The sequence below is a fragment of the Mucilaginibacter conchicola genome (assembly GCF_003432115.1).
GTDB classification, from domain to species: Bacteria; Bacteroidota; Bacteroidia; order Sphingobacteriales; family Sphingobacteriaceae; genus Mucilaginibacter; species Mucilaginibacter conchicola.
Genome location: NZ_QWDC01000005.1, coordinates 88075 through 114130 on the forward strand (window position 1 = coordinate 88075; position 26056 = coordinate 114130).

The 26056-nt window shown below is 44.2% G+C and carries 27 protein-coding genes and 1 tRNA gene; 11 read left to right on the forward strand and 17 right to left on the reverse strand.

Going from position 1 to position 26056, the window contains the following annotated elements; genetic code table 11:
* Positions 1 to 84 precede the first annotated feature (84 nt).
* Together D0C36_RS23000 and D0C36_RS23005 are read left to right on the forward strand one after the other, a co-directional pair.
* Positions 85 to 531: a hypothetical protein gene (locus D0C36_RS23000; protein ID WP_117394080.1), complete on the forward strand. Its 447-nt coding sequence runs from the start codon at positions 85 to 87 to the stop codon at positions 529 to 531.
* A gap of 106 nt (positions 532 to 637) precedes the next feature.
* Complete coding sequence (locus D0C36_RS23005; protein ID WP_117394081.1) at positions 638 to 817, forward strand: histone H1; 180 nt, start codon at positions 638 to 640, stop codon at positions 815 to 817.
* A 75-nt stretch (positions 818 to 892) separates the two neighbouring features.
* Here the strand turns inward: D0C36_RS23005 and mobC are convergent, their stop codons facing one another.
* The 5 genes from mobC to D0C36_RS23030 are packed head-to-tail and all read right to left on the reverse strand — an operon-like array spanning position 893 to position 5540.
* Positions 893 to 2827, reverse strand: coding sequence for a conjugal transfer protein MobC (gene mobC, locus D0C36_RS23010; protein ID WP_117394082.1), 1935 nt, complete (start codon positions 2825 to 2827; stop codon positions 893 to 895).
* A 10-nt stretch (positions 2828 to 2837) separates the two neighbouring features.
* Positions 2838 to 4070 (reverse strand): relaxase/mobilization nuclease domain-containing protein, encoded by a 1233-nt coding sequence (locus D0C36_RS23015; RefSeq protein WP_117394083.1) that lies wholly within the window; start codon positions 4068 to 4070, stop codon positions 2838 to 2840.
* Entirely contained in the window at positions 4037 to 4636 is a 600-nt protein-coding gene (locus D0C36_RS23020; protein ID WP_117394084.1) for a plasmid mobilization protein, read from the reverse strand. Before D0C36_RS23020 ends, D0C36_RS23015 begins: the two co-directional genes overlap by 34 nt.
* On the reverse strand, positions 4614 to 4877 hold the full coding sequence (locus D0C36_RS23025) for a hypothetical protein (RefSeq protein ID WP_147322089.1): 264 nt from the start codon (positions 4875 to 4877) through the stop codon (positions 4614 to 4616). The genes D0C36_RS23020 and D0C36_RS23025 overlap by 23 nt, the downstream gene beginning before the upstream one ends.
* A gap of 57 nt (positions 4878 to 4934) precedes the next feature.
* Entirely contained in the window at positions 4935 to 5540 is a 606-nt protein-coding gene (locus D0C36_RS23030; RefSeq protein ID WP_117394086.1) for a ParA family protein, read from the reverse strand.
* 291 nt (positions 5541 to 5831) lie between these two features.
* Between D0C36_RS23030 and D0C36_RS23035 the strand changes: the two genes are divergently transcribed.
* The gene (locus tag D0C36_RS23035) at positions 5832 to 6932 is read left to right on the forward strand and encodes a hypothetical protein (RefSeq protein ID WP_233524559.1); all 1101 of its coding nucleotides are present in this window, start codon (positions 5832 to 5834) and stop codon (positions 6930 to 6932) included.
* Between the two features lie 243 nt (positions 6933 to 7175).
* Positions 7176 to 7349 (forward strand): hypothetical protein, encoded by a 174-nt coding sequence (locus D0C36_RS24645; RefSeq protein WP_158557185.1) that lies wholly within the window; start codon positions 7176 to 7178, stop codon positions 7347 to 7349.
* A gap of 315 nt (positions 7350 to 7664) precedes the next feature.
* Here the strand turns inward: D0C36_RS24645 and D0C36_RS23040 are convergent, their stop codons facing one another.
* The gene (locus D0C36_RS23040) at positions 7665 to 7994 is read right to left on the reverse strand and encodes a helix-turn-helix domain-containing protein (RefSeq protein ID WP_117394087.1); all 330 of its coding nucleotides are present in this window, start codon (positions 7992 to 7994) and stop codon (positions 7665 to 7667) included.
* A 326-nt stretch (positions 7995 to 8320) separates the two neighbouring features.
* Positions 8321 to 8394 (reverse strand) — tRNA-Ala (locus D0C36_RS23045).
* 307 nt (positions 8395 to 8701) lie between these two features.
* Between D0C36_RS23045 and omp85 the strand changes: the two genes are divergently transcribed.
* On the forward strand, positions 8702 to 10093 hold the full coding sequence (gene omp85 / locus D0C36_RS23050; protein WP_117394088.1) for an Omp85 family outer membrane protein: 1392 nt from the start codon (positions 8702 to 8704) through the stop codon (positions 10091 to 10093).
* Positions 10094 to 10198: 105 nt separating this feature from the next.
* The gene (locus tag D0C36_RS23055) at positions 10199 to 12391 is read left to right on the forward strand and encodes a glycoside hydrolase family 31 protein (RefSeq protein WP_117394089.1); all 2193 of its coding nucleotides are present in this window, start codon (positions 10199 to 10201) and stop codon (positions 12389 to 12391) included.
* A gap of 48 nt (positions 12392 to 12439) precedes the next feature.
* Here the strand turns inward: D0C36_RS23055 and D0C36_RS23060 are convergent, their stop codons facing one another.
* Entirely contained in the window at positions 12440 to 12718 is a 279-nt protein-coding gene (locus tag D0C36_RS23060) for a hypothetical protein (protein WP_117394090.1), read from the reverse strand.
* Positions 12719 to 12934: 216 nt separating this feature from the next.
* Between D0C36_RS23060 and D0C36_RS23065 the strand changes: the two genes are divergently transcribed.
* Positions 12935 to 13987: a proline iminopeptidase-family hydrolase gene (locus tag D0C36_RS23065; RefSeq protein WP_117394091.1), complete on the forward strand. Its 1053-nt coding sequence runs from the start codon at positions 12935 to 12937 to the stop codon at positions 13985 to 13987.
* A gap of 21 nt (positions 13988 to 14008) precedes the next feature.
* On the opposite strand, the gene D0C36_RS23070 is transcribed toward D0C36_RS23065, so the two are convergent.
* Positions 14009 to 15625 (reverse strand): Na+/H+ antiporter, encoded by a 1617-nt coding sequence (locus D0C36_RS23070; protein ID WP_199502126.1) that lies wholly within the window; start codon positions 15623 to 15625, stop codon positions 14009 to 14011.
* Between the two features lie 825 nt (positions 15626 to 16450).
* Here D0C36_RS23070 and D0C36_RS23075 point away from each other — a divergent pair.
* On the forward strand, positions 16451 to 16645 hold the full coding sequence (locus tag D0C36_RS23075) for a hypothetical protein (RefSeq protein WP_117394092.1): 195 nt from the start codon (positions 16451 to 16453) through the stop codon (positions 16643 to 16645).
* Positions 16646 to 16851: 206 nt separating this feature from the next.
* The gene (locus tag D0C36_RS24650; protein ID WP_158557186.1) at positions 16852 to 17007 is read left to right on the forward strand and encodes a hypothetical protein; all 156 of its coding nucleotides are present in this window, start codon (positions 16852 to 16854) and stop codon (positions 17005 to 17007) included.
* A 77-nt stretch (positions 17008 to 17084) separates the two neighbouring features.
* On the opposite strand, the gene lpxB is transcribed toward D0C36_RS24650, so the two are convergent.
* The 8 genes from lpxB to acs all read right to left on the reverse strand — a co-directional run bounded on the left by lpxB (position 17085) and on the right by acs (position 24179).
* On the reverse strand, positions 17085 to 18197 hold the full coding sequence (gene lpxB, locus D0C36_RS23080) for a lipid-A-disaccharide synthase (protein WP_117394093.1): 1113 nt from the start codon (positions 18195 to 18197) through the stop codon (positions 17085 to 17087).
* 2 nt (positions 18198 to 18199) lie between these two features.
* Complete coding sequence (locus tag D0C36_RS23085; protein WP_117394094.1) at positions 18200 to 18460, reverse strand: hypothetical protein; 261 nt, start codon at positions 18458 to 18460, stop codon at positions 18200 to 18202.
* A complete protein-coding gene (surE, locus tag D0C36_RS23090) occupies positions 18453 to 19226 on the reverse strand; it encodes a 5'/3'-nucleotidase SurE (protein ID WP_117394095.1) in 774 nt (257 codons plus the stop codon). Before surE ends, D0C36_RS23085 begins: the two co-directional genes overlap by 8 nt.
* Positions 19227 to 19271: 45 nt before the next feature.
* On the reverse strand, positions 19272 to 20417 hold the full coding sequence (locus tag D0C36_RS23095) for an acyltransferase family protein (protein WP_117394096.1): 1146 nt from the start codon (positions 20415 to 20417) through the stop codon (positions 19272 to 19274).
* Positions 20418 to 20581: 164 nt separating this feature from the next.
* Positions 20582 to 21400: an alpha/beta fold hydrolase gene (locus D0C36_RS23100; RefSeq protein WP_117394097.1), complete on the reverse strand. Its 819-nt coding sequence runs from the start codon at positions 21398 to 21400 to the stop codon at positions 20582 to 20584.
* A 153-nt stretch (positions 21401 to 21553) separates the two neighbouring features.
* Positions 21554 to 21739 carry a CsbD family protein gene (locus D0C36_RS23105; RefSeq protein ID WP_117394098.1) on the reverse strand — a complete coding sequence of 62 codons (186 nt, stop codon included), beginning with the start codon at positions 21737 to 21739 and terminating at the stop codon, positions 21554 to 21556.
* Between the two features lie 58 nt (positions 21740 to 21797).
* On the reverse strand, positions 21798 to 22271 hold the full coding sequence (locus tag D0C36_RS23110; protein WP_117394099.1) for a hypothetical protein: 474 nt from the start codon (positions 22269 to 22271) through the stop codon (positions 21798 to 21800).
* A 6-nt stretch (positions 22272 to 22277) separates the two neighbouring features.
* The gene (acs, locus tag D0C36_RS23115; protein WP_117394100.1) at positions 22278 to 24179 is read right to left on the reverse strand and encodes an acetate--CoA ligase; all 1902 of its coding nucleotides are present in this window, start codon (positions 24177 to 24179) and stop codon (positions 22278 to 22280) included.
* Positions 24180 to 24474: 295 nt separating this feature from the next.
* On the opposite strand from acs, the gene D0C36_RS23120 reads away from it, so the two are divergent.
* Together D0C36_RS23120 and D0C36_RS23125 are read left to right on the forward strand one after the other, a co-directional pair.
* A complete protein-coding gene (locus tag D0C36_RS23120) occupies positions 24475 to 25170 on the forward strand; it encodes a hypothetical protein (protein WP_117394101.1) in 696 nt (231 codons plus the stop codon).
* A gap of 65 nt (positions 25171 to 25235) precedes the next feature.
* Positions 25236 to 26051, forward strand: a complete 816-nt coding sequence (locus tag D0C36_RS23125) for an alpha/beta fold hydrolase (protein WP_117394102.1) — start codon at positions 25236 to 25238, stop codon at positions 26049 to 26051.
* Positions 26052 to 26056 lie beyond the last annotated feature (5 nt).

Sequence of the window (26056 nt, forward strand, 5' to 3'; positions counted from 1 at the left end):
TACTATTCAACAATCCGGATATTTTCAACATTCGGGCGGAATTATCTGCTGTGCGTGTATTTTAGGGCAGACAACAGAAACCCCATGACTGAAGTTTACGATCTCGCAGCGTTTGTATCCCTGAAAAAAACCGGGAAGAAAGGCTATCAGCTGCAGTGCTCAAGTTCCCAGGAAGAAAACATCTACCGCTGGTTGAAACAGCAGGGATTTGGTTTCAGCGAAACCGCTGATCAACCGATCTTTTTCAGGCGCATCGATGGTCAGATCGAGCCGGCATCCGCCATTGCCATGAAGCGAAAGTTCCTCCATTTCCTCGAAACAGCGACTTTCAGCAACTGGCAGGAAGATATCGACCGGGAGGCCCTGCTTGACTGGTTCTATGCAGCGGCGCCTTTGAAGCAGAACCATTTGTTCCGTAAATTCCTGAACGATACTTTAACGATGGAGGAGATCCGCCAATACCGTCTGCTGGACAGCACGCCACGCATCCCGCAATATTCGATGCTATTGCGCAGCCGAGCCGCAGAGTGAACCTAAAATTGAGCAATAAGCAGCAAAAGGCTTACAACTTGTGTCCATTGAATGTACTATATTTGACGCCCCGTAAATAAGAAACGGATCATTAATTTAGAATACAATGGAAAAATTAGCAGAATTAAAAGCGCTTATTGAAACCGCTGAGAAAGAAGGACAGGCATTTTACGAAAAGAACAACAACGCAGCAGGAACACGTTTCCGCAATGCCTTACAGCAGATCAAAACTATTGCTACCGATCTTCGTAAAGACGTTACTGAAAAGAAAAACGCCGCAAAATAATTCAAATTAAATTTATGTTTTGGGACGGCCCTGTCAAATGACAGGGCTTTTTTGATCAATAGCACCAGGCGCATTTTACCCCTCGAAACTCGCCACGATCTCAGCGATATCTCGTTTCACGGCATTATAAGTTTCTGACACCATGGCTTCAGTCACTTGATTGATCACCGGCATCTCCTTGTATCCTTCCTCTTCGCGTTTGATCTTCGCATGATCGTTCTGGATGCGATTATGAAACACTTTTAAGCTGATCGGCGTATCCGGGTCATCAGCCACTACGCCGACAAATTCACCTGATGATAGGGTCGCGATCTTTGACGCCGGTATGGCAGCATCCAGTTGAGTGGATCTGTTTACCGAAACATCCTGGCTATTGATGGTGGTACTTTGCCTGTCCTGTACGATCTTCCCAAAACGTTCGCTGAGGTTCTTTGCGGTCTCGCCGGATACTTGCCCTGAAATAACATTCCCCACGATACTAAAGATGACTTCGGCCTGCTCCCTTCCGTAATCTTTTTTAAGTTGACTGTAATCCTGCACAGCCAGGGTCGTTGAGACCTTGTTGGATCGCGCGGTCGCGATCAACCCATCGATGTTATTGAAATAAATCGTTGGGAACTCATCAAAGATCAGGCTTGATTTTAACCTCCCTTTTTGGTTGACCAGCTTGATCATCCTCGAGATGTACAAGCTGAGCACTGCACCGTAGACCTGTTGCTTGAGGGGGTTGTTCCCCATACAGATGATCTTCGGCGCTTTCGGGTTATTCAGGTCCAGTGTAAAGTCATTACCCGATAGAACATAATACAGGGACGGCGAAACAAGCCTCGCCATACTGATCTTCGCGCTGGCTATCTGTCCCTCTAGCTGATCAAAAGCTTCATTCTTCCATGCAGAAACAAAGGGATTGATGAGCACTTCAATCTCCGGCTCTGTTTGAAGGATTGCGAACAAGGTTTTGTATTCAACTTGCGCCAGCTCTATTGCGTGAGGAAGCGTGCAATAGGCACCACCTTTATATTTTTTAAGAAACCAGATCAGTGCCGTTACAAAATTGATGGGCGATTCAACAAAGAAGTCTCCCTGCTTTTTGATCCATTCCCGGTTCATTCCCAGCATGAAAGTACGGGATGACTCCATGGCATCTGTGATATCCCTCATCTCCGATGGCTCCAGGGGATTGCATCGGTGGGTTTTTGAAAGGTCGTCGAAATTGATCGTAAATAAACCCGGTCTGACAGCATAAGCATTGCTATGCTGCTGCAGGGTGTTATAAGCGATCCGGGTAAGGTCATCATACTTAAAATCGTATATAAACATGGAGAAGCCTTTAAGGATGTGCTGGGTAATGATATGCCTGATGACAAAATAGGATTTACCGGCACCAGGAGTGCCGAGCACCATGGTGCCCCTAAAGGGGTTGATGATATTAATGTAGCTTTCCCGCTCCATTCGTTTCAGGCGATAGAGCGCCGGAAGGTTCACCGAGAACTCATTCTGCAACAAACGCTCCTCCTGCGGGAAGGTCTCATTTTCGTGGTTAAAAATATCATTTGTCAACATGTTCCGCATTATCCTCGCGATCATTGCCCCTCCGGTCATGCACAAAAGATAACCGAGCCCACAGCTGGCGATATAGAGTGTTGCGATCAGGCTCGCGGCCCCATGCAATAGTAAAAGGTAATTGCCGCCAAAAAATATAATGAGGCCGGAAAGGATATGGAAAACAATGCTTCGTTTTTTAATGGATTCTTCTTTTTTCCCCCTGGTACCCAACAGGGAGACCACTAATAATGTCAGCACCCCGAACTTGGCCAGCCAAACGCTTTGAAACACGGTCATCCCGGCAAACGTTGCCAATATTTTATTGACACCAGGTGCGGTCAAATTCCAGGCTGCGAAAGCGGCATAGCACGCCAGGTATATATGGATACCCAATAGCGACAGACTGAGAAATCTCGTAAAATCAATGATCTTCCTCAATGCCTGTTCATTTTCTCCTGTCTGCATAGTTTAACGATTAATGTTTGAGCTGTCTCTTTTTCTTCTTCTTTTTTCGGAACAAGTTTTCCTGCGCCTGTTCCGGATGGTAATCAGCGGGGCTGAGCAAGAGGGCAAGAAGGGATTCATTCGGAAAGAATTCGGCCCCTGCGACCGTCACTTCCTTCTTCCCGTCCGGTTGCTGTTCTGTGCGATGATCACGTAATTCAATCTTATCCCCTGCAAGCCTATCGCATATTGCCGCAACGCTATATCCCTTTCCAAGATCACTCCCCTTAAAAACCACTTTTTGGTCGTGATCGACAAAAGTGATCCCATAGATACGCCCGTCATCGTTTCTGCTAACCGCAGCATAGACATCGTTCCGGTAAAGGGCCAGTTGGAAATCCTTCATCGTTGTACAATTATCTAAAGCCTGCTCTATTTTATCGGCCACCCCTTGCTTCCGGCCATGTCGAAGGGCCCGGTTTAAAACATATTGTTTATCAAGGCTCCGGATCATCGACCGCTTATCTATAAGACTTGCTTTGATCGGCACCCCGAGCTTGATACCTGCATTGTCCGTGATCCAGTACCGCAGGCCCCCATGTTTGTACATTAGCGAATCTTTACTTCCCCGGTCCGCCATGATATTGAAGCGGGCGAGTGCAACATTCAGCTCAGCTAAACTTGCGAAACGGTAATTTTTCAGCACGTGTGTCAGGATGCCGCGAATTGCCCCCTTCGTTTCTATATCACCATAAATGACGGGACCCGGTATTTTTAACTGCAACGTCGGTTTCCCGGACTCCGCCTGCACCAGGCCAATATCTTTTTCGATCTGCTTTCGGGTACTCTCCGACCTGAACTTTCCAAGGTTATGAAATGATATCCGGTTACCATCGCTGTCCACGTTGGTCGAAACGATATGGATATGCGGATGGCCGGCATCCGTATGGCGATAGACAAGATATGGCTGCCCCCCGAACCCTATACCATCCATATACCGTTCTGCGATCAGCGTTAATCTGTCATCGTCCAAACTTTCCGACGGATCAAAATTTAAGGAGACATGCAGGGTATTCGTGGTTACCCGTTGATTCCTTCCGGCAAGATCCTGCAATCTGAAAACCTTTTCCTCATAGGTTAAATCATCCGCCTCCCTGAAAAAGCCATTCGCAGAGATCAGTTTGGCGGAACCCTTCATAACCTTATGCTCATTGTAACTGATCGCACCTTTCAGACTTTTCCCGGTTTTAATTTTTGCAACCATACTTCAGCATATTCAGTGATGGATCTCTTGATGTCCATGATCGCCGGTTCAACCTTACTGTTGATGACCTGCAACAACCCCATCAACAGACGGCTGTCCGCGTTTCCATGTGCACTATTGATATTCCGAACCGCCTGGTTCAGGTTATTTCCCACAGCATTTAATTCCTTCCGGAGCAGTACGAGTTCTTCCAGTAGCTCATCCATTGCCTTATCCCGATGGATCACGGTAACGGCCTTACCCAGCAACATCGCCCGGCTGAACTCACTTAAATTCTGATGTGCTGTTTTTTTGAACCTGCTCTCCAGGACCTGAAACTCGCTTGGCTTCAATCGGATCTTAAACAGCAGCGTCCGCTTCTCATCATTATTTGCCATGATCTGATTTTCATTGACCGACTCTGGAGGGTCGATGACCAAACCCGGACGACCCCGGAGGGAGGGCAAGATTCGTTTGTGGCCACAAACGTACATCTTGCTTTCTGCAAAAAAACAGCAGAAAACCCCTCTCAGCATCATCTTAAACCTGTTTACATTTGCGGCATCAAGATTTTGAAGAACCTGCATTTCCGGATAAATAAGTTTGCAAGGCCCGTATACTGATGTCCTTCAATGAAAGATCATTTTCCAGGCCGTGAACTTTCATTTGTTTCAGAAGTGACCTCGGTATCCATACGTTCAATTGCGCTTCCTCCTCCTTCAACAGGTCCGGTTCTTTTACAGGATTGACTTCCTGCAAAGGTGTTTGCGGAGCTTCCCGTTTTAATTTGTCCGCCAGGTTTCCCAACCGGTCTTTATATCCTTCCATACCTCTGTTCATCAGATTTATGCAATTATGTAAATACATAAATCTGCAAATCTATTTTTATGCACTGATCTGGTTGACGACCTCTTCGGCGAGGTTCGTGATTTCGTCTTTTGCTTTGGTATCATTTCCGTTTAAAACCCCGGCAGTGATGGCAGATCTCGTGATACTAACCCTGTCATATACCATCGTTTCCAACAATGGTGTACCGAGTGAACCTAAAAGTTCGGCTACTTCGCCGGTGATACCGGTTCGCGGTTTGACCATATTCAAAACAATGGCAGCTTTGAGGTTTGCCTTTTTCGCCTGTGCGAATTTGATCAATGCCAGTGTAGACCTGATGGCCATCACATCAAAAAAGCCGGGCTTGGTCGGCACCAATATCAGATCAGATATGGAGAACAGGTCGCTCAAGCGGTTCGACAGGTAAGGTGGTGTATCCACGATCACCAGGTCATAACCCATTTTTGGGATATCAAAAATTTGTTCAGCAAGGATAACATTCATCCCGGCAAAAGTGTCCCTCGCGTGATAAAGGCTACCCTGCAGGTCTGAATCAACCAGTGCGACGTTCAATTGCTCCTTGAAGCACATTGCCAGGTTCAGCGCGATCGTGCTTTTGCCGACCCCGCCTTTTTGATGTGCGATCGTGATAATTCTGCTCATGATGTATATCTATAAGTTTGTAAATACATAAATCTGTAAATCTGAAATGGCAGATCTACATAAAGCAAAAGTGAGGAGTCCTTCGTTTTGTCTAATCCGAGGTTGTCCGACTCGGCACATCGGTTTAATTTAAAAATGCTACAGGCACCGCAACATTATGACGGCGACGAAACGTTCGAGGATTTAAGATCGCCTAAAATCTCAAAGAAAAATAGCGACCTGCAGGTTGACGGCGATATCTAATTCATGTATATTTATAGCAGGTCTCCATTGATCGCTCCCATTCTTTTCATGATAAAATACACTACACCGCTTGCGGTGGCTATAACGGATAATGCCCGTTTCGATAAGAAAATATACCGCTTCCTAAAAAAATGGGTCAGGGAATCGCACAATGAAACTTTGCTGCGTTTTGATCAAAGTCTGGAGGCATATCTTGCTGACGGGGCCTTACGCGACTTCTTTCTGAGCAGGCCGAATGCCTTACAAGAACTTTTACAAATGTCCTCTATATTGAAGCACCTAAGCCGTCCCGCCAAACGCGTATATTTTGAACCAAGCAGCGGCGATCCTATACTGGCCACCACTGAGCAACGTATCTATAACCTGGCCCGCAGGATATGTGTTGAAGGCACGCACATCCCTTTTCGTTCCGTACAACCCAATAAACAGACCGAGGCCGGAGATAACGCAGCAATCAATACTTATCCTGAAGATTCTGAGCAGATCCGCTATAACAGCGGCAATCATTTTGCCAGCAGGCCGGCTAATAATAATGTTTTCCAGGAAAACAGCAGATCGGTATCCAAGATCGCAGCGGAACATTTACACGTGTATTTTCAGGAAGGTTTTTTAGAAGACCGTCTACACGATGCGATCACATTGTCAAAGGCGATGCAACTGGCCGGACGAATGGAAGAATTATATTTTGTGATCTGTAGTCGTCATTCCCAAAAAGAAGGGCACTTCGGTGTATCGCTGCTCATCATGGATCCGTCAAATCCATATTTTCCAGAACGGGTTATCGTTTGCGATACCCTGCTTAAAGAATTGCCCCAGCATCCGCGTTGGTGGCCGCATTTCGTCGAAGAGTTTACAAATGTATTCGGCCCGGCGGTGATTGAACTTATTGAAGACGCTTCGCATCCGCTTCAAAAAGTAAATATCAAAGGCGATAACCCTTACAATCATGACTGGGATTGCCCATACTACGCAACAATGATGGCAAAAGCATTGGCGCAACTGGTGGTTGCCGATAACAAATTATTGCGAAGTGGAACGCTGCAGGATATTCATCTTTCCATGGCCAGACGGATGCCTGAGTACTATCAACAAGATGATCGCATTCGGGACCGGCAGGAAATTCGCCACGCTAATCAACTTAAACGATAGAAGAGCGGCCGGGAGTTGATCGGGCATTTGCATAAAGTAGAGAAAAACGCGCAGAAAGATAGCTATGAGTATTAGACGGCCTTCTCAGTTATGCAAGATTAACTTTTTACGCGTTGAAACTTGTTTAATCGATTTTAATTTTCGATTGTCCAGCGATTTCGAACACAGCGATAACAATGATAACGCCGGATAGGTAACCAAAAAAGCAACGTCTTCATTAACCACGTCCTTGAGATCCTATCCATGTCCGACCGACTTCCTTTGCCACAAACGCATGGTTTTGCCTTAGAGGCGCTGAGAGTAGCAGCGCTTTCTTTCTTAAGTTTTTCAGAGCTCATTTTAGATAACGTTGAAGCAATACCTGACAAGTATCAAGGTGATTGTCGCAGCGGACGGGCTAAATCAGAATATGTTTAACCCGGCCCTGCAGCTCAGTAATTCATTTACTTGCCGCGAAGGTAACTTTTAACGTAACCTATCCCATTTAAAAGCTATGATTTAACAGCTCCTTAACAACGGCATATCATAGTGACCGTTTTTTGACGATCGTTGCTATCAGGGATCTAACAACGGCAAACAAACGTCGGAAAAGACTCAAAAATCTCACAGTTTAAATTGCCTTAACCACCTATACATAAATACAGCCTTCGTGAATTACAAAAATCTGTAATTCTATAAATACATAAAGCGGGCATATAAAACTTCGATATGTTGGTTCAAGTCAAACTGAATTTATTTGCGTCCGGACTTTTCGAATCGGGTGTGATTTTGAAGTATCTGTTCCACCTCGATCATGTCATAAAACACGACGCCACCGATCTTCGTAAAAGGCAAGATCCCATTGGTTCTTAAATTATGCAAGGTACCGGTTGAGATATGTAAAAGCTCTTTTACTTCAAAAGATTTCAGCCACCGTTTGACCGGCTTCGCAGCGTGATCGTTGATCAGTGCTTTAATTTCTGAAAGTATGTCTCTTTTTAGGTTCATCAGATCTTCCACCGTTGTCAATTGATTCGCAAAAAGCGGAGAGCTGGCGTTTTGTTTATTATCGTTAACAGCCATATGAATGTTTTTCAGCAAATTTTGAATTTTGCTGAATGATATTTATCCGATCACGTCCGACTCGGACAGTTGATGGGTTCCAAAATGAGTTTATTTCGGTAAAAATAATTCATGATGCGGGCTACAAATTTGTAGATGACGTCCGCAAGTGGCCATTTAGGACTGATGACGAGCATTCAAATTGTCACATATTCGTCATCATCAAAGGCTAAAAATCGTTCAATATTATTCGATAGGGTGCAAGAAAATCATGCAAGGGGTATTCCCATGGTATTCCCAAAATAAAAAAAGGCTTCACGACGGATCGTAAAGCCTTGATTATCAGGTGGAGAATATCGGAGTCGAACCGATGACCTCTTGCATGCCATGCAAGCGCTCTAGCCAGCTGAGCTAATCCCCCGTTTGTGGGTTGCAAATATATCATTTCGCAATCAACTACAAAAGTAATTATTAAAATAGCAACGCATTAGACCCTGTGCGCGTATCTCTCCGGCATGTCTGTAATATTAATTAATGTTGGTGATAAGCATTCACTCTTTAAAACAGCAATCTTTGATTTTAATCTTTCTCTAATTATTTTCTAATAAAATTATAATAATTTCATTATAATTGATATTTATTTATCATTTCAATAATAAAATAGACAAAAATCCAACTTTTATTCAGAATTGACGGGGAGTTTTAATCATCAAAAAATTATAATTCCTATGAGATACTTACTTGTCATCATACTGCTTTTTGCAGCGGGTTCTTCGGCTATTGCGCAAACCACCGATAGTTTATCGTTTATCAAATCCAAACGCATGTCTGATGCCGACCTTGAGAAAAAAAAGGAAGGGGCTTTTGTAACCGGGCTGCCAGATCTTTCGTCAGATCCTGTTACAGGCTTCGGGTTCGGTGTTCGAACCAATATATTTTTCAACGGTAAACGGGATAATCCGCTTTTTCCGTATACGCCATACCTGATGAAGTTAAAAGCCAATGCAGCGTATTACACTTCAAATGCAAAAGAACTGGTACTGGGGTTAGATATGCCGTATTATAAAGGCAGCCGCTGGCGTTTACGGGCCGATCTTAAACTTCAGCAAAACCCTGCAAACCTTTATTTCGGCCTAACCCAACAAACACTTGGCGCATTAAGCCTGCCATCAGATCCTGCTGTTACTTTCAATAAATATGAAGCTTTTGATAAAGCGAGGCAAACAGTGCGCCCAGGCGGCGCGGGCGAGGCAGCACAGGTAACCGATGCACTTTCTAATCGTTTCAGGGAAACAGAGTTCATGCTTAATTTGAAAGCAGATTACGCTTTAGGCAAAAAAGGCAAATTCAGGCTGATGGGTGGGTATGAGATACAACACCTCAACTACAAAACATTTGAGGGCTTTGAAACCGACGCTATAAAACCGGGAAGCGGTGATGAAGTTAAAGCACCAAATGGTTTCTCATTACTTAAAAGAGATTTTGAGCAGGGGCGCGCCAAAGGCCTTAAAGGTGGTTGGGTATCACTTATCCAAACTGCATTGATATATGATGTGCGCGATTTTGAACCAGACCCCACCCGTGGTGCTTACCTGGAGCTTTCTAATGAATTTTCAGACCAGATCATCGGCTCTCAGTTTTCATTTGATAAAGTGTTTATTCAGGGCAGATACTACCAAAAATTACCGTTTGGTAAACGTACCGTTCTTGCAGGCCGGGCAGCGGTTGGTAATATCTTTGGCGATAATGCCCCGTTCTTTGAATTTCAGGACCAATGGTCGCCCGATGGTAGCATCAACGCTTTGGGCGGCAAACAATCCTTAAGAGGTTATCGTGCAAACCGCTTCCTGGCCCGGTCGTTATGGTTTGCCAATGTTGAACTGCGTGTTAGATTGGCCGAAGCACGCCTGGGTAAACAATTCTTTGGTTTCGGTGTGGCCCCTTTCTTTGATGCCGGCACGGTACGCGACAGATGGCAAGATCTTAATTTCAAAAACATCAGAATCTCTTACGGAGCCGGTGCCAGGATAGCATGGAATCAATCAACCATTATATCATTTGACTATGGCTTATCTAAAGAAGACAAACTGTTTTTCTTCGGCATAGGGCAGGCGTTTTAAACACAGGGATAATAAATCCGATACATATTTTTCATTAAATAAATCGATTTAGCAAAAATACCTTATACTTGCTTACCAATTATCCTTAACCATAAGCAAACCCCGATGAGACCAATAAACAGAAACTTCCTGTTCTTTAGTATAGCTATTTTGTGGCAAAGCCTTACGGCTTTGAGCGCCAGCGCCCAGATCACAAAAATATCAGATGGTATACAAATTACCGCCGGCGATAATTATATCTCCATTTTGGCGATCAATGGCTCAGCTTTCTGCATCGGCGTAAGCAAAGCCCCTGCCGCACAGATCAACAGCGTATTTATTGAAAAGGCTAAAGCAGCTACCCCGTACACGGTGGTATCGGCCACCCCGTTTTACGGTATCAAAACGGCTTATGGTAAACTACTCGTCAATACTAAAACACAAACATGGCAGCTGTACGGTGCGGCGGGCAGTGTACTTATCAATAACGGATCCTTTTCTGTTGCTGATGGCGAAGTGCAAATAACCACACCTTCAAAAGGCCTGCTTTATGGATCGGGCAATAAATCCACCAAAAATCTGGAGAAAACCGGCTCATCATCAACCACGGGCAATGGCATTACCGATGTGCCGTACTTTTGGAGCAGTGCGGGTTTCAGCTCGCTGGGGGTATCGGTTAATGATAACAAACCAGCTACCTGGAAACAGGATAAAAACAGCAACAACATCATCTGGACGTTTGCGGGTAAAGCAGGCAACCTTTATCTGTGGCCTGCAAAAAACCTGTACAATGCAGCCAGTGGCTACGTAAAATTAACGGGCAAACCCAAACTGCCGCCCAAATGGGCTTTGGGTTACCTGCAAAGTCAATGGGGATGGACGGATAGCGCTTACATTGCAAATGTTGCGCACGAGTTTCGCTCACGCAAATTACCGGTTGATGCTTTTATAATAGATTTTGAGTGGTACACCGGCTTCCCCGATTACTTTATGAAGAAAGAGGGCAGCGACGGCTTTAACGATTTTGGTTTTAGCCCTAAACTATTCCCCCACCCTGCCAAACAACTTACTGATCTAAAAAATGAGGGTATACATTTTATAGGCATCCGCAAACCGCGGTTAGGGAATAAATTATTCCTCGATACGGTAAGAAAAAACGGATGGCTCAACAGCCCAGATAATCCCGATGCCGACCGCGACCTCAACTTCAATAACGCGGGGCTGCGCAAATGGTATGGCAAAAAAAGTAAGCCGCTGTTAGATGCAGGCGTTGAAACCTGGTGGAACGACGAAGGCGAATCATACTACACCTGCTACTACGGATGGAATACGGCCCAAAATGATCTGCTGGCATCTGCCCGCCCCAACCAGCGCTTTTTTACGCTAAACAGGGCATTTAGCCCTGGAAACCAGCGCTTTGGCTACTGCACCTGGACGGGAGATATTCTCTCTACCTGGTCATCGCTTAATGATGTGCCTAAAGATCTGCTCAACTTTAGTCTGGCAGGCATGTATTATGGCTCGTGCGATATTGGTGGCTTCTCGGGTTCGCACGATAGCCCGGTTACTAAGGAGATGCTGGTGCGCTGGTTTCAGGCAGGGGTATTTTTCCCTGTAATGCGTTCGCACTCCAACATCGAAACAACGCCGCATTTCCCCTACGCCTGGGGGCCCGATGCCGAAGTTGCCATGCGCAAAGCGCTTAATTTAAGATACAGATTACTGCCATACATTTATAGTCTTGGCCATGAAGCTTACCAGACCGGTGCGCCAATAATGCGCCCGCTTATAATGGAGTTTGCTACCGATACCACCGTAGCTAACAAAACTGATGAATGGTTGCTTGGCAAAGATATTTTAGCAGCACCGCTACTTAACGAAGGCGGCAAACGTAAAATTTACCTGCCTGCCGATACCTGGTACGATAATGAAACCGGCCGGGCGTTTAAAGGCCCGATGACAATTTCGGTTGATAAAGCACTTGATGAGGTACCGGTTTACATCAGGGCGGGCGCTATTATCCCGTTGGGGCCTGTTGTGCAGTACACCGGGCAAAATACCGGCATGGCCTTAGAGCTTCACGTGTATCCCGGTAAAAATGGGAACTTTAATATGGTTGAAGATGATGGCTCTACTTATAACTACACAAAAGGCAACATCCGCACTACAGCTTTCCGTTGGGATGATAAAACAAAAACCCTGTCATGGAAAGCGACCGGACCTTACACCGGCAACAATGTTTATAAAACGGTAAAGATCATAACAGGCAAAGCCATAAAAACGGCAAAGCTTACCCAAAACGGCAAGGTGCAATTCTAAGCAACCAAATAAATATACCAGGATAAAAGCAGGGCCGAAACCCTGCTTTTATCGGTTACGGAGTAAAGGGTACAATGCCATAAAAGACACGTTTGCCGGTAGTTCAACAGCATATTTCATGGTGGCGAGGAAAGTTTTGTCGCAAACCTTCTCGTGCTGACCTTTTATCAATTCGCTACCGTTTTTAAGGATGTAATGGAATATTGCGCCATCATCAACAAACAATTTCGATTTAACAAAACCCTCGGCCTCGGCAGGCTCGTTAAAACTTGTTTTGCAAAAATAAAAGCCATCAGGCGATTGATAAAATACAGTGTACGGACTCATAGAAGCAGATGTGGGAATAAGCTTGTAAATGTTTTTGTTGTGTTACCACTCATTACGTGCATAATCAAACGTTGGTTTTGTTTTGCTTATAGCTTTGGGCTATAACTCATTCACACAAGTTGTATAGTTGATTATGAATGCGTTACATATCCAAGGTTAACATGTAAAAGAATATGTTTTATTAAATATCTTTAAGCTATCAAACCCCGCTATCACATGAAGAAATTAACCCTTGCATTGTTAATCATCACGGCTGCGTTCAGTGCCTGTAACCAGGCAACCAAACCTGCAGGAAACACCGCCGACCTTAAAACTTATTTAACCGATACCACCAGCGGCGTTAAAACCGGGCAGGTACAGGTGGTGCAGATAAACACGCCCAAGGGTAAATTTAACGTTTGGACCAAACGCGTTGGCAACAACCCCAAAATGAAATTGCTGGTACTTAATGGCGGCCCCGGTGCTACACATGAGTATTTTGAATGTATGGAGAGCTTTCTGCCGAAGGAAGGCATCGAGCTGATCTATTATGACCAATTAGGTTGTGGTAATTCTGATAACCCCAAAGATACTTCGATGTGGAGTCTCCCTCGTTATGTTGAGGAAGTGGAGCAGGTGCGCCAGGCGCTTAAACTGGATAAGGATAATTTTTATTTACTGGGCCACTCATGGGGTGGCATACTGGCTGCCGAATATGCTTTTAAATACCAGGACCACCTGAAGGGCCTCATTATATCAAACATGATGATGAGCTGCCCCGATTATGGCAAATATGCGCAGGAAGTGTTAGCCAAACAGTTTGACCCTAAAGTTTTAGCCCGCATCCGCGAAATTGAAGCGAAGAAAGATTTTAACAACCCTGAATACATGGCGCTACTAATGCCGAACTTTTACGCCAAACACATTTGCCGTATCCCGCTGGATAAATGGCCCGAGCCGATGACCCGCTCACTGAATAAGATGAACCAGTCGCTGTACGTAACCATGCAGGGGCCGAGCGAATTTGGCATATCAGGCAAGCTTGAGAAATGGGATCGCGTGCCCGACCTGCCGAAACTAAGCGTACCGGTACTGAGCATTGGCGGCCAGTATGATACTATGGACCCGAAACACATGCAAATGGTAGCGCAAAAAGTACAGAACGGCAGCTACCTGTATTGCCCCAACGGCAGCCACATGAGTTTGTATGATGATCAACAGACTTACATGGCCGGCCTCATTAAATTTATTGAGGGCATCAATAACGGCGATAAAAAAGTAACCTTATAGTATCAGCGAACATGCGGGATGCTAATCAATTTCATCCTGCATGTTTTCTTCTTCCAGATCAAGCCGGTTCTCTATCAGGCGGATCACATCATCATCAAAACCTTCTTTTCTTCTGAAATAATGTAGTTTGCTCCGCTCCTTTTCGGTAACAGCGGTCATTATTTTTCTGAACTCGCTAACCAGTTTATTGGCACGTTGGCGTTCGCCGTCGCCTTTTACAGAGCACTCCAGCAGGTCTATTTTGTGTTTCATAAACTCGTACTTGTGCAGCAACAGCGGGTTGGTGTGCATTTGGTCGCCGTATTTTTCTTCCATTTCGGCCACGGCGGTGGTCATCAGTTTTAGCTCTATCTCTACTATTTGCTGGTCATCCGGTCGTTGGTCTATCGAGCTATCAGGCTTAACTTTCCTTATCACCAACGGAAGGAACAAGCCCTGCCCTACCAGTGTAACCACAATGGTAACAAAGGTGATGAACAAGATTAGATTACGATGCGGAAAGGCTTCGCCGCTTTTTAATAACAAAGGAATAGATAAGGCCGAAGCCAACGATACTACGCCACGCATCCCCACCCAGCTTATGGTAAGCGGATTGCGCCAGCCGGGGTTGTTTTGCGCCACGGTAATATAGCGGCTCATAAATTTGGTAAACACTCCGGTAAATAATCCGGCTATCAATCTGGCAACAATTACTACTAAAGCTATAACCAGGGCAATTACCAGCGCATTACCCATACTTACAGAGCCTATGCCGCGGGTAATATCCGGCAGTTGAAGGCCTATCAGGAAAAACACTACGGCATTGAGGATAAATACGATGGATGACCATAACGCCCCCGAGCGCAACCTGCTGCTGTGAGAAAACACAAAGTGGTTTTGATAGGCAATAAACAAACCGCCACTTACCACAGCCAACACACCCGACGAGTGCAGCTCCTCTGCCGCTATATATATAATATAAGGTATCACCAGCGATATGGCAATATCCAGATTGGCTGTAGTTGGCAGCCATTTATAAATAGCATAAAACAACAAGCCGAACAGCAAGCCTATCACAATACCCGATATTACTACCAGCATAAAGCCACCGGCAGCCTCACCCCAGGAGAAATGACTGGTAAGGATAGCCGCCAAAGCAAACCTGAATATGGTTAAGCTGGTAGCATCGTTAAGCAAACTTTCGCCTTCTAATATAGATACCATGCCTTTGGGTAGCTTTACGTATTGCAAAACGGCGGTGGCCGCAGCAGCATCAGGCGGAGAAATAATAGCTCCTAACAAAAAACCCTGCTCCAGCGTAAAGCCGGGAATCAACCAGTGGCTAACGAACGCAACGGCAACTGCGGTAAATATCACAAAGCCGATGGACATACCGCTGATGATGCGGCGCCAACGCCATAATGCCTTTAACGACATGTTTTGCGCGGCATCATACAATATAGGCGGCAGTATCACCAGGAAAACCAGGTTAGAGTCGATATGAATAGTGGGCACGCCCGGCACAAAGCTTAGTATAAGGCCGGCCAGCGTTAAAAATATGGGGTAAGCAATTTTCAGCTTATTGGCCAGCAATACCAGTAACGATACACTGAACACCAAACCAAGGCAAAGCACCAGTACTGAGTGGGTATTTTCCAAAGCAGATGAATTTTTGATTAAGATACAGCAAATAATCTGTACGGATTAAATACAGGACATTTGTATGACTGAACTAAAAAATATACAAAGGGTTTGGGAAAGTCTTAAAAAAAGTAAAGCCCCTGATGGGCAGGGGCCTTTACTAACCAATTATAAACCTAAATTATGAGAAGACTTTTTATTAAATTTTGATAGTGTAAAAGTAACACTATGTTTTTAATTGCGAAAATTTATTTTGTAATTTATTTGTAACATTTTGATTGACAAGTAAATTATTTTATCGCTCTCGCAACGATGAAGCAAATATATTAACATTTATCAAAACAAACATAATTTTTTAAGTATTTTTTTCAATCATAATCAAAAAAGGAATACTATAACATGGTTTTAACATAAATTTAACAGTATAAAACATAAAAAACCATCAAAAAAGCAGTTAACATTGGATAAAAAATCGATAAAAATGATATAAACACTAAATTTTTATATAGTTTTTAATAAAAAAGGTCTTCAAAACTGATTTTTTATTAAAAACTCAGTCAATTTCATCATCACAACACCTCAACGAACACTCCCGAACACCCAATTGTACGAAAACGAACACTTTTTAAGCTTTTAATACGCCGCTGACTATTCTTCGCGACAGCAATTCCTAACTTTTGATACAGTATTTGTACTATACCAATAGCAATATTGGTATAAAAACGCACAAAAAGCGACAATGAGTATGTTGTTGAAAAAAATCTCACACATATTTTAACTTTTTTGGCCCATGCGCCGTTTTTTGGCACTCAATTGGAATAGTATCAATCAAACAACGTTACTATGGCTATCGACGAAATAACTGAGACAAACGAGGGAGAGAAAGAATGGGAAAACCCAAAAGAGCCTGAAAAAACCTCAGACAGCCGCGACAAAGAGCAGGTAGAGAGACAATACAGAGAGGCAAAGCGCAGGCACGATAACTTAACCGAGAACCAAGACGAGGAAAATAACGAAGAACAAAAAGATAAAAACTAACAATAACTATAACTGAACACAAAAATACTTGAACCATGAAAACTCAAAAAACAGCAACCAGCAAATTAGTAAACCGTTTTGATAAGGAATTAATGAACATCCTGATGAGCGACCTGAAAGCTATCAAATCAAAAAAAGCTGCTTAATTATATAAGATAACATCTACACCAACATAAAGAAACTCACAACACTCAAAACATCTACCTATGAAAACCTACAAACCAGCTACCAGCAAATTAGTTGCGCGTTATGATAATGAGTTGAGAAACTTATTGATGGAAGACCTAAAGGCTTTCAGAGAGCGCAACCAGTTCACAAGCAACAAACAGAAAGCAGTTCAACAAACTTTGTCTGCCGCCTGATCAACATATATCATCTATTCTATTTTAAACATTTCACCTTTGAGAAAAATAAGGCTCGGCTATTAAGTAGCAGAGCCTTATTTTTTTGAGGTATATTGAATGATGAGTTCTGCCGTTTTTGCCGAAGCACCGGATTGGCCCATACGTTCATCAAGCAGATCATAGTTGTGCAGCATTTGGCTGCGATAGGTTGCATCATTAAGGAGCTTATCCAGTTCAGTTCTGATAGTTGCGGGGTTGCAGTCTTCCTGTATCAGTTCTTTCACCACCAGCTTGTCCATTATCAGGTTCACCAGCGATATAAATTTGATCTTAACCAGCCTACGTGCAATACCAATGGTGAGCGCATTGCCCTTATAAAGCACCACCTGCGGCACATTAAACAAGGCCGTCTCCAGCGTGGCCGTGCCGGATGCTACTAAAGCAGCGTCCGCGTTATGCAAAAGATCATAAGTACTGTTGAATATTACCGGCACATCCGCACCGTCCATGTATTGTTTATAGTAGTCCGCGTTAAATGAGGGCGCACCGGCAATCACCAGGGCATAGCCGGCAAATTGCTGCGCGGCGGCAAGCATATCGGGCAGTAAACGGCTTATCTCCTGTTTGCGGCTACCGGGCAGCAGGGCAATTATTTTTCTATCCGCGAAGTGGTTTGTTTCCCTGAAGTTTACATCGGGCTTAAAGGCATCAACTGCGTCCAGTAACGGGTTGCCTACGTAATCGATATCCATCCCCCACTCTTTGTAAAAAGGAACCTCAAACGGCAGTATACAAAACAGATGGTCTACAATACGTTTTATTTTAAGAACCCGTTTCTGGTTCCATGCCCAAACTTTTGGGGAGATGTAATAGCAAACCAGCAGGCCATGCTCTTTGGCAAATTCGGCGATCTTTAAATTAAAGCCCGGAAAATCTATCAGTACCAACACATCGGGCTGGTAGCTGAGGATATCCTGCTTACAGGTTTTTAGGTTTTTAAGGATAGTCTGCAAATTCATCACCACCTCAACAAAGCCCATAAAAGCCATATCGGCATAATGCTTTACCAGGGTACCGCCTTCTGCCTGCATCAGGTCGCCGCCAAAGTACCGGAACTCTGCATCGGCATCCCGTTCTTTTAAAGCTTTCATGAGATTTGCCCCGTGCAGATCGCCCGAAGCCTCGCCGGCCACCAGATAATATTTCATGTTTAACGAAATTTAAATATAGCGATAAGCAGCATGCACGCAAAAGTAGCGATCATGATACCGCGCGAAGTTAGGTCGAAATGCTTGCGGGCGCAATAACGTAACATCAGCAAGTTCATGGCGATCGCTATCAGGTATGGTATGGCCGGCTTATCCATAATAATGGCATCGTTCTTTAAAAAAATAACGAAGATGAGCCACAGCAGCAGCGGCGGCAAACAACCAAGGATTACCCCTATTATGGTATTGTTGCGGTTAAACATTAAATTTCCAGCTATTTAAAACAGGGATGGCGTGGTGGGCCGTCATATCAAACTGCACCGGCACTACCGATGCGTAATTATGGTCTAAAGCCCAAACGTCGGTATCTTCGCCGTTATCATTATTTTGGAACACGCCGGTTAACCAGTAATAAGGCCTGCCGTGCGGGTCAAGGCGTTCGTCAAATTCCTCGGCCCATTTGGCGTTGGCCTGGCGGCAAACTTTTATACCTTTTATATTATTGCCTTGCGGGAAATTCACGTTAAGCACGGTACCTATAGGCAACCCATGCTCCAGCACCTGCGAGGCTATTTCTTTTACAAATTTGATGCATGGCTCAAAATCGGCCTGCATGGTGTAATCATCTAATGAAAAACCGATAGACGGGATACTCTCGATAGCGCCCTCAACCGCTGCCGACATGGTACCAGAGTATAACACGTTGATAGAATTATTCAGTCCGTGGTTGATGCCTGATACACACAGATCTGGCTTTTGACCCTTGAATACCGAATTCACGGCAAGCTTCACACAATCAACCGGGGTACCGCTGCATTTATAGGTTTCGATACCATCGTAAAGTTCTATCTTATCAAAACGCAAAGGCTTACCAATGGTTATAGCATGCCCCATGCCCGATTGCGGACTATCAGGCGCTACCACCACAACGCGGCCAAGATCTTTCATGGCGTGCATCAGGGCTTTTATGCCCGGTGCGGTTATGCCATCATCGTTTACTACCAGTATGTTAGGTTGCTTGTTTTTCATCGCCACAAAAATAGCGATTATAAGGGCTACGCGCCGATGCTAATTTTAAATAATACGCTTAACACCAGGGATGCGCGCTACCAAACTACCCAGCAAAAAGCTAAGCAGCACACCCAGCGGCGCAACAACCAAAACTTTAAAACCGGGATCAACCTTCCAGTTAATGAACAGCATGGATAGCGCTATCAGAACCAGCGGGTGCAGGATATACACCGCAAAAGCTGAGCGCGACAGGCCTGCCATAAATTTAGATTGGGTGTTCCACCTGTATTTACCAATGCAGATGAGTGCCGTAATGATGGCAACACCCGTAAATTGTTCCCAAAAGGCGTACATGGCGGCCTCATCGTGCAAGCCACCGCTAAACCATTCTATCGGGCTAACAAATATTACTTTTAGTGCATAAATAGCCGGGAAGATGATCACCACCATCACTACCGCCAGCCAAGCCATAAAAACGCCTTTTTTATATTCGGCCTGTGGCAGCCAGTTGTTGTTGGCGGCAACAATACCGATGATGAACAGCGCTATATATTGCGGAAAATGTCCCAACTGGAAACCAAAAGGCTGCAGCGTCCACCCCACCGGGAAAATAATGCGCACAAGAAACGTAACGCCCGAAAGCGCAGTGGTAAACAACAATATCGCCTTTATAGATGGAATCCTGAAGATGACCGGGTTATTGCCGGTAGCTTTTTTCACCAACACATAGATAATATTAAACAACAGCAAGGCCCATACAAACCAAAGCACCCCAAACTGGATCCAGCCATCGTACCCACTCAAAAATTGCATAAAGGTGATTTGGTGCTTGCCGGCATACCTATATACCAGAAAGTTCATTACTGGTGATAAAACAAACGAATAAAACACAAGCGGGATACCGAAGCGCAACAACCTATCACCCAGAAAACGCAGCGCCCCTTTTTTATGGTAAGATACCGGCACAAACAAAGCCGACAGAAAAAAGAAACATCCCATAAAAAACGACTGGTTAACGGCCACAAACAAGGTCATGGGAACCGCCGCGGCTGCGTTGGCAGTTTTCTCGGAGTAATACCAGCCCCCCGGTGCGCCATAGGTAACAAAAGCATGGTGCATTACCACCAGGGCAGTAAGCACCACCTTAATATTATCTATGTAAACTATTTTAGGTTTGGAGTGATGTTCACCGGCTTGTGTTTGCGACATATCAAAGCGAAGATAACGAAATTATGGTATCTTAAAATTGATCTGATTTACCCATACTTCATAGTGGTCAAAATTGCTTTTAAATCACTGATAATGTAGTATTTAACCAATCATAAAAACAAAGGGCGCTATAAGCGCCCTTTGTTTTTATTTTCACAATAATATCAGGATTGTATAAATTCTAAAATATCGGCATTAATGGTATCAGCTTCAGTGGTAGGCATCCCATGCGGAAAACCTGGATAGGTAATCAACTTGCCATTCTTTAATAGTTTAATGGCTTTTTTTGCTGAGTTATCGATAGGCACTATCTGATCATCCTCGCCATGTAATACCAGTACCGGTATGTCAACGCTTTTCAGATCTTCAGTAAAATCGGTTTCAGAGAAAGCCTTTATACCATCATGATGAGCAAGTACGCTACCCATCATACCTTGTCTCCACCAATTTTTACGGATACCTTCAGAAGCCTTTGCCCCCTCACGGTTATAGCCGTAAAACGGAATGGTAAAATCCTCAAAATATTGTGGCCTGTTGTAAGCTGTACCCTGGCGTATCTCATCGAAAACAGACAAAGGCACACCATCCGGATTAGCTTCAGTTTGAAGCATCAAAGGGGTAACTGCGCTGATCAATACCGCTTTGCTTACGATGCCTTTACCGTATTTGGCTACATACTTGATCACTTCGCCCCCGCCTGTTGAGTGGCCCACATGTATGGCATCTTTCAGTTCAAGATAATCATAAAGTTCGGCAGCGTCATTTACGTATGTTTCCATATCGTTGCCGGTTGCTGTTTGTGTAGAACGGCCATGGCCCCTACGGTCATGGGCTATTACCCTGTAGCCATGCTGAGAGAAAAACATCATTTGTGCGTCCCAGTCATCGCTTGACAATGGCCAGCCATGGTGAAAAACAATTGGTTGCCCTTTACCCCAGTCTTTGTAATAAATTTCGGTGCCGTCTTTAGTTGTAAATTTCATAGTTTTTGTAGTGAGTTAAAATGACTAATTGTAGTTATAGAGAGATTGCAAAGGCGCAAACACTCTAAAGCAAAGGTTTAACAGCCTCAACCATTCCCCAAAGCTCTAATTTAGTCAAAAAAATAAAGGCCTTACGGCCTTTACATTATTAAATTATAAACTTTTCAGCCAGTCGATAAGGCCTTCGCGGGTTTTGCCGGTTTTCTGTTGTAAACGGCCAAGCGTTTCATCATCCTTACCTTCTTCCCATGCCAGATCATCATCTGTAAGATCGCCGTAGGCTTGTTTTATTTTACCCTTCAACTCGTTCCAGCCGCCTTTTAATTCTAATTTGTCCATGATTGTTTCTCCTCAATTTAGATGTATAAGAGGAACAAGCGGACAGCCTTTTAGTTTATTATTTCCTTGGAAAGCTTTTTAGAACTTTAACCGCAAGATCGTTTCCCGGCCATATTTCTATCGTGCATTTATCGTTGCTTTCCGCCTCATCAGAATCATAGCCGACCATGTTCGAAAAAGATACTTTAACCCTGTACTGTCCCGGTGTTAAGGGTATCTCCAATTGCTTAAAGCTACCCGGACAATCTAATATCTGCAGAACACCGGATGCTATATTCAACGGCCCCTCAACTACATGATCATATATTTCAGATTCACCTTCTTGATTTCCAGCGGCTAAAACAAATAATTCTCCTCTTACATGGCCATAACTTTCCGGAAATACTACAAGGAAATTTTCGAATGCACCTAACCGATCATCATAAGCTTTTTCCGTCCAGATGATTCCGTTTGACAGGGCAGCGTTTCCATTGTCACTACTCAAATAAAATTGATTGTATTGCGTAGTAAAATCCAGTCGTATAGCTTCCATTATTACTTACAACGCTCCCGCTTTTATCTCATCCACAACAGCCGGATCAAGCAAAGTTGAGGTATCACCCAGGTTAGAGGTGTCGCCTTCAGCTATCTTTCTCAGGATACGGCGCATGATCTTACCCGAGCGTGTTTTTGGCAGGCCACTTACAAACTGGATCTTATCCGGCTTAGCAATTGGGCCGATAATGCGCGATACGGTCATGATGATATCCTTGCGGGTTATCTCTTCGTCGCCGTGTTTGCCGGGGCTTACCACAAAGGCATATACACCCTGGCCTTTAATATCGTGCGGGTAACCTACCACCGCACTTTCTACCACGGTGCTGTGCATGTTTATGGCGTTCTCTACCTCGGCAGTACCAATACGGTGGCCAGATACGTTCAGCACGTCATCTACACGGCCGGTTATGCGGTAGTAACCATCATCATCGCGCAAACAGCCGTCGCCGGTGAAGTAAAGGTTCTCGTAAGTTGCAAAATAAGTTTGGCGACAACGCTCGTGGTCGCCGTAGGTGGTGCGCAGCATGCCCGGCCACGGGAATTTGATACAAAGGTTACCGCTTACGCCGTTGCCCTCAATCTCTTTACCGTTCTCATCAACCAAAACAGGCTGTACACCTGGTAATGGCAATGTAGCGTAACCCGGCTTGGTTGGGGTAACACCGGCAATAGGCGATATCATGAAACCACCGGTTTCGGTTTGCCACCAGGTATCTACAATAGGGCAATTGCCATGGCCTATCTTTTCATCAAACCAGTGCCATGCTTCCTCGTTAATAGGTTCCCCTACCGAACCTAATTTAGTTAGCGAGCTAAGGTCTTTACCTGCAACTACATCATCGCCAAAGCTCATTAACGAGCGGATGGCCGTAGGCGCGGTATATAATATGTTTACTTTGTATTTCTCTACAATATCCCAGAAACGGCCGGCATTTGGCCAGGTAGGGATCCCCTCAAACATCAGCGTGGTAGCACCCTGGCTAAGCGGACCATATACAATATAAGAGTGGCCGGTTATCCAGCCGATATCAGCCGTACAGAAATATACCTCCCCCGGTTTGTACTGGAATGCGTTGCTGAAAGTATAGCCCGTGTAAACCATATAACCACCGCAGGTATGCACCACACCCTTAGGTTTACCGGTTGAACCCGATGTGTATAGAATGAACAGCATGTCCTCGGCATCCATCTCTTCAACAGGGCACTCGGGGTTGCCTTGTGTCTCTACTTTCTTCACTTCATCTTCCCACCATACATCGCGGCCTTTTATCATCGATACCGGGGTATGGCTGCGGGTAAGCACAATAACACGCTTAACCGACGGGCATTGTACCAGCGCATCATCTATGGTTGATTTCAGCGGAACTTCCTTAGTACCGCGGTAACTGCCATCAGCAGTTACAATAATGTTGCAATCGGCATCCTTTATACGATCGGCAATGGATTGTGCCGAGAAACCACCAAACACCACCGAGTGGATGGCACCTATGCGTGCACAAGCCAAAACGGCGATAGCCAGCTCGGGCACCATGGGCATATATATACATATACGGTCGCCGCGTTTTGCGCCATTGTTTTTTAGTACGTTGGCAAACTGGCAAACCTTATCATGCAGCTGGCGGTAGGTTAATACGCGGTGATCTTCGGTCGGGTCATTGGGTTCCCAGATAATGGCAGGTACGTCGCCGTTCTTTTCCAGGTGGCGGTCAAGGCAGTTCTCGGTAATATTGAGTTTGGCACCTTTAAACCATTCTACTTTTGGCTCTTTAAAGTTCCACTCCAATACCTTATCCCACTTTTTGCGCCACTGAAAATTGTTGGCTATGTCTTCCCAAAACTGCTCAGGCTGCTCCACGCTTTTGCGCCAGGCCTGCTGGTATTCCCTAAATGATTTGACTTGCATAATACGGTTATAATGGTGGCGTAAATTAGTTATTTTTAGCAAAATAGCTATGCGATATCAAAATCTTTTTAAAATATTTTAAAAAGATTAATAAACACCATTTACAAGTTTGCTAAAATGATTTACTGAAGCTAATATGCAGATTTTTTGTTTACAAACGCAAATTGCATCATTATAAACAGAAGTATTTGAACAAGATTTTTGTTTTGGATGGAGTTGTTTTATGGTGCAGAAACTTAAAGCAAACGTTTGCGCCATTTTCAGGAAATGGTATATTAGAGTATAAAATATACAAATGTACCTCACCTTATTTCAAAGCAAGATCGGCATTGTCATTCTTTTGTTTACCATTTTGCTATTGTCGTGCTCAAAAAAGACAGAAAATCCAACCATAACCTTCCTGTATGGTTATGGAGAGGTTGAAAAGTTAAATGGCAAGGTGAAAGTACTGATTGACAATCGATGGAGTTACAGTAAAAACCTACCATACCATACTTATAAGTTCAACAATAACGGTGATGTTACCCAAATAGAAGATGCATTTAAAGGCAACATACATATTGCAAGGTTCTCAAATTCCTATGATAATGATGGTAAAAAAACAGAATCAGTGAGTATTTATACAGACGAGGGAAAACCCGTGAAAGAGATTTATAAATACGATGCAAATGGCGACATAATCCAATTTATAGGAAATGCCGAAAAAGCAGTTCGGGATACCAACCGTTTTAAGTTTGATAAGAACCACAACGTGATAGAACACATCTGGCGCTATAAAAACAAATCACTATGGATAGCAAAATATAAATATGCCTATAATGCAAAGGGTATTTGTACGGTTTCTTATCAGTACTTTTTCACGTGGCACGACTCCTTTAAAAAAGCAACTATAGATACCACGAGATTTATCGCATTTGATAAGAAAAACAATTGGACTGTAGCAATAAGGGATGGCGATACGATGAGAAGGAAAATCACTTATTATGAGTAACTTTTTTTTGTAAAATACAGATTATAAGGGTGTAACCTGTTTATATAAAGTGCGTCTCAACTGGTATGAAACCAAAAACCATCATACTCTGCATACTAACTTTATTTTGCGCCGGCAACCTTAAAGCGCAAACCAGGGTGTTAGATACCCTGATAAACGTTGGCACGTACAACCTGCACTTTCATATCATTAAAGGCAAGGGTTTGCCCATCCTGTTTGAATCGGGCGGTGGCGATGGCGGCGCTGTTTGGGATTCGATAACTACCCTGCTGCATAAAAGGCTGGGGGCTACCCTGATCACGTATGACCGCCCCGGCTTTGGTAAAAGCGGACTGGACACCAATAAAGTTGGTGTTGTAAATGATATAGAAGGGCTTGAGGTTGGATTGACGAAGTTAGGTTTTGATAAGAAGCTCTTCATGGTAGCGCATTCGCTTGGCGGGAGTTATACGATGGTATTTTCGGCAAGGCATCCCGGCTTAATAAAAGGAGCCGTTTTTATAGATACCAGTACACCTTGTTATGTAACACCCAAAAAATCTGAAGAGGTTTTGGCCTCATACGCCACAAAAATGGACTCCTTTAAAAGAGAACTACCGGGCGTGTACTACTTACTTAAAAGTTACGCAGAAACGGGCTTAAGAGCCGCCGAAGCTGCGCCAAAAGCAAAAATGCCGATAACGGTTATCGGATCAGATGTACCGCCATTTAAAAGTTCGGATAACCTGGCCTGGAAAAATTGCTTAAGACTGTTTGCCAACGAACGCCCTAACCGGAAATACATTCTGGCGAAAAACACCCATCATTACGTTTTTTTTGATGACCCGTTGCTGGTTGCACGCGAGATTGTTATCTTGTACAATAAAGTGCGTTATAAATAAACCGC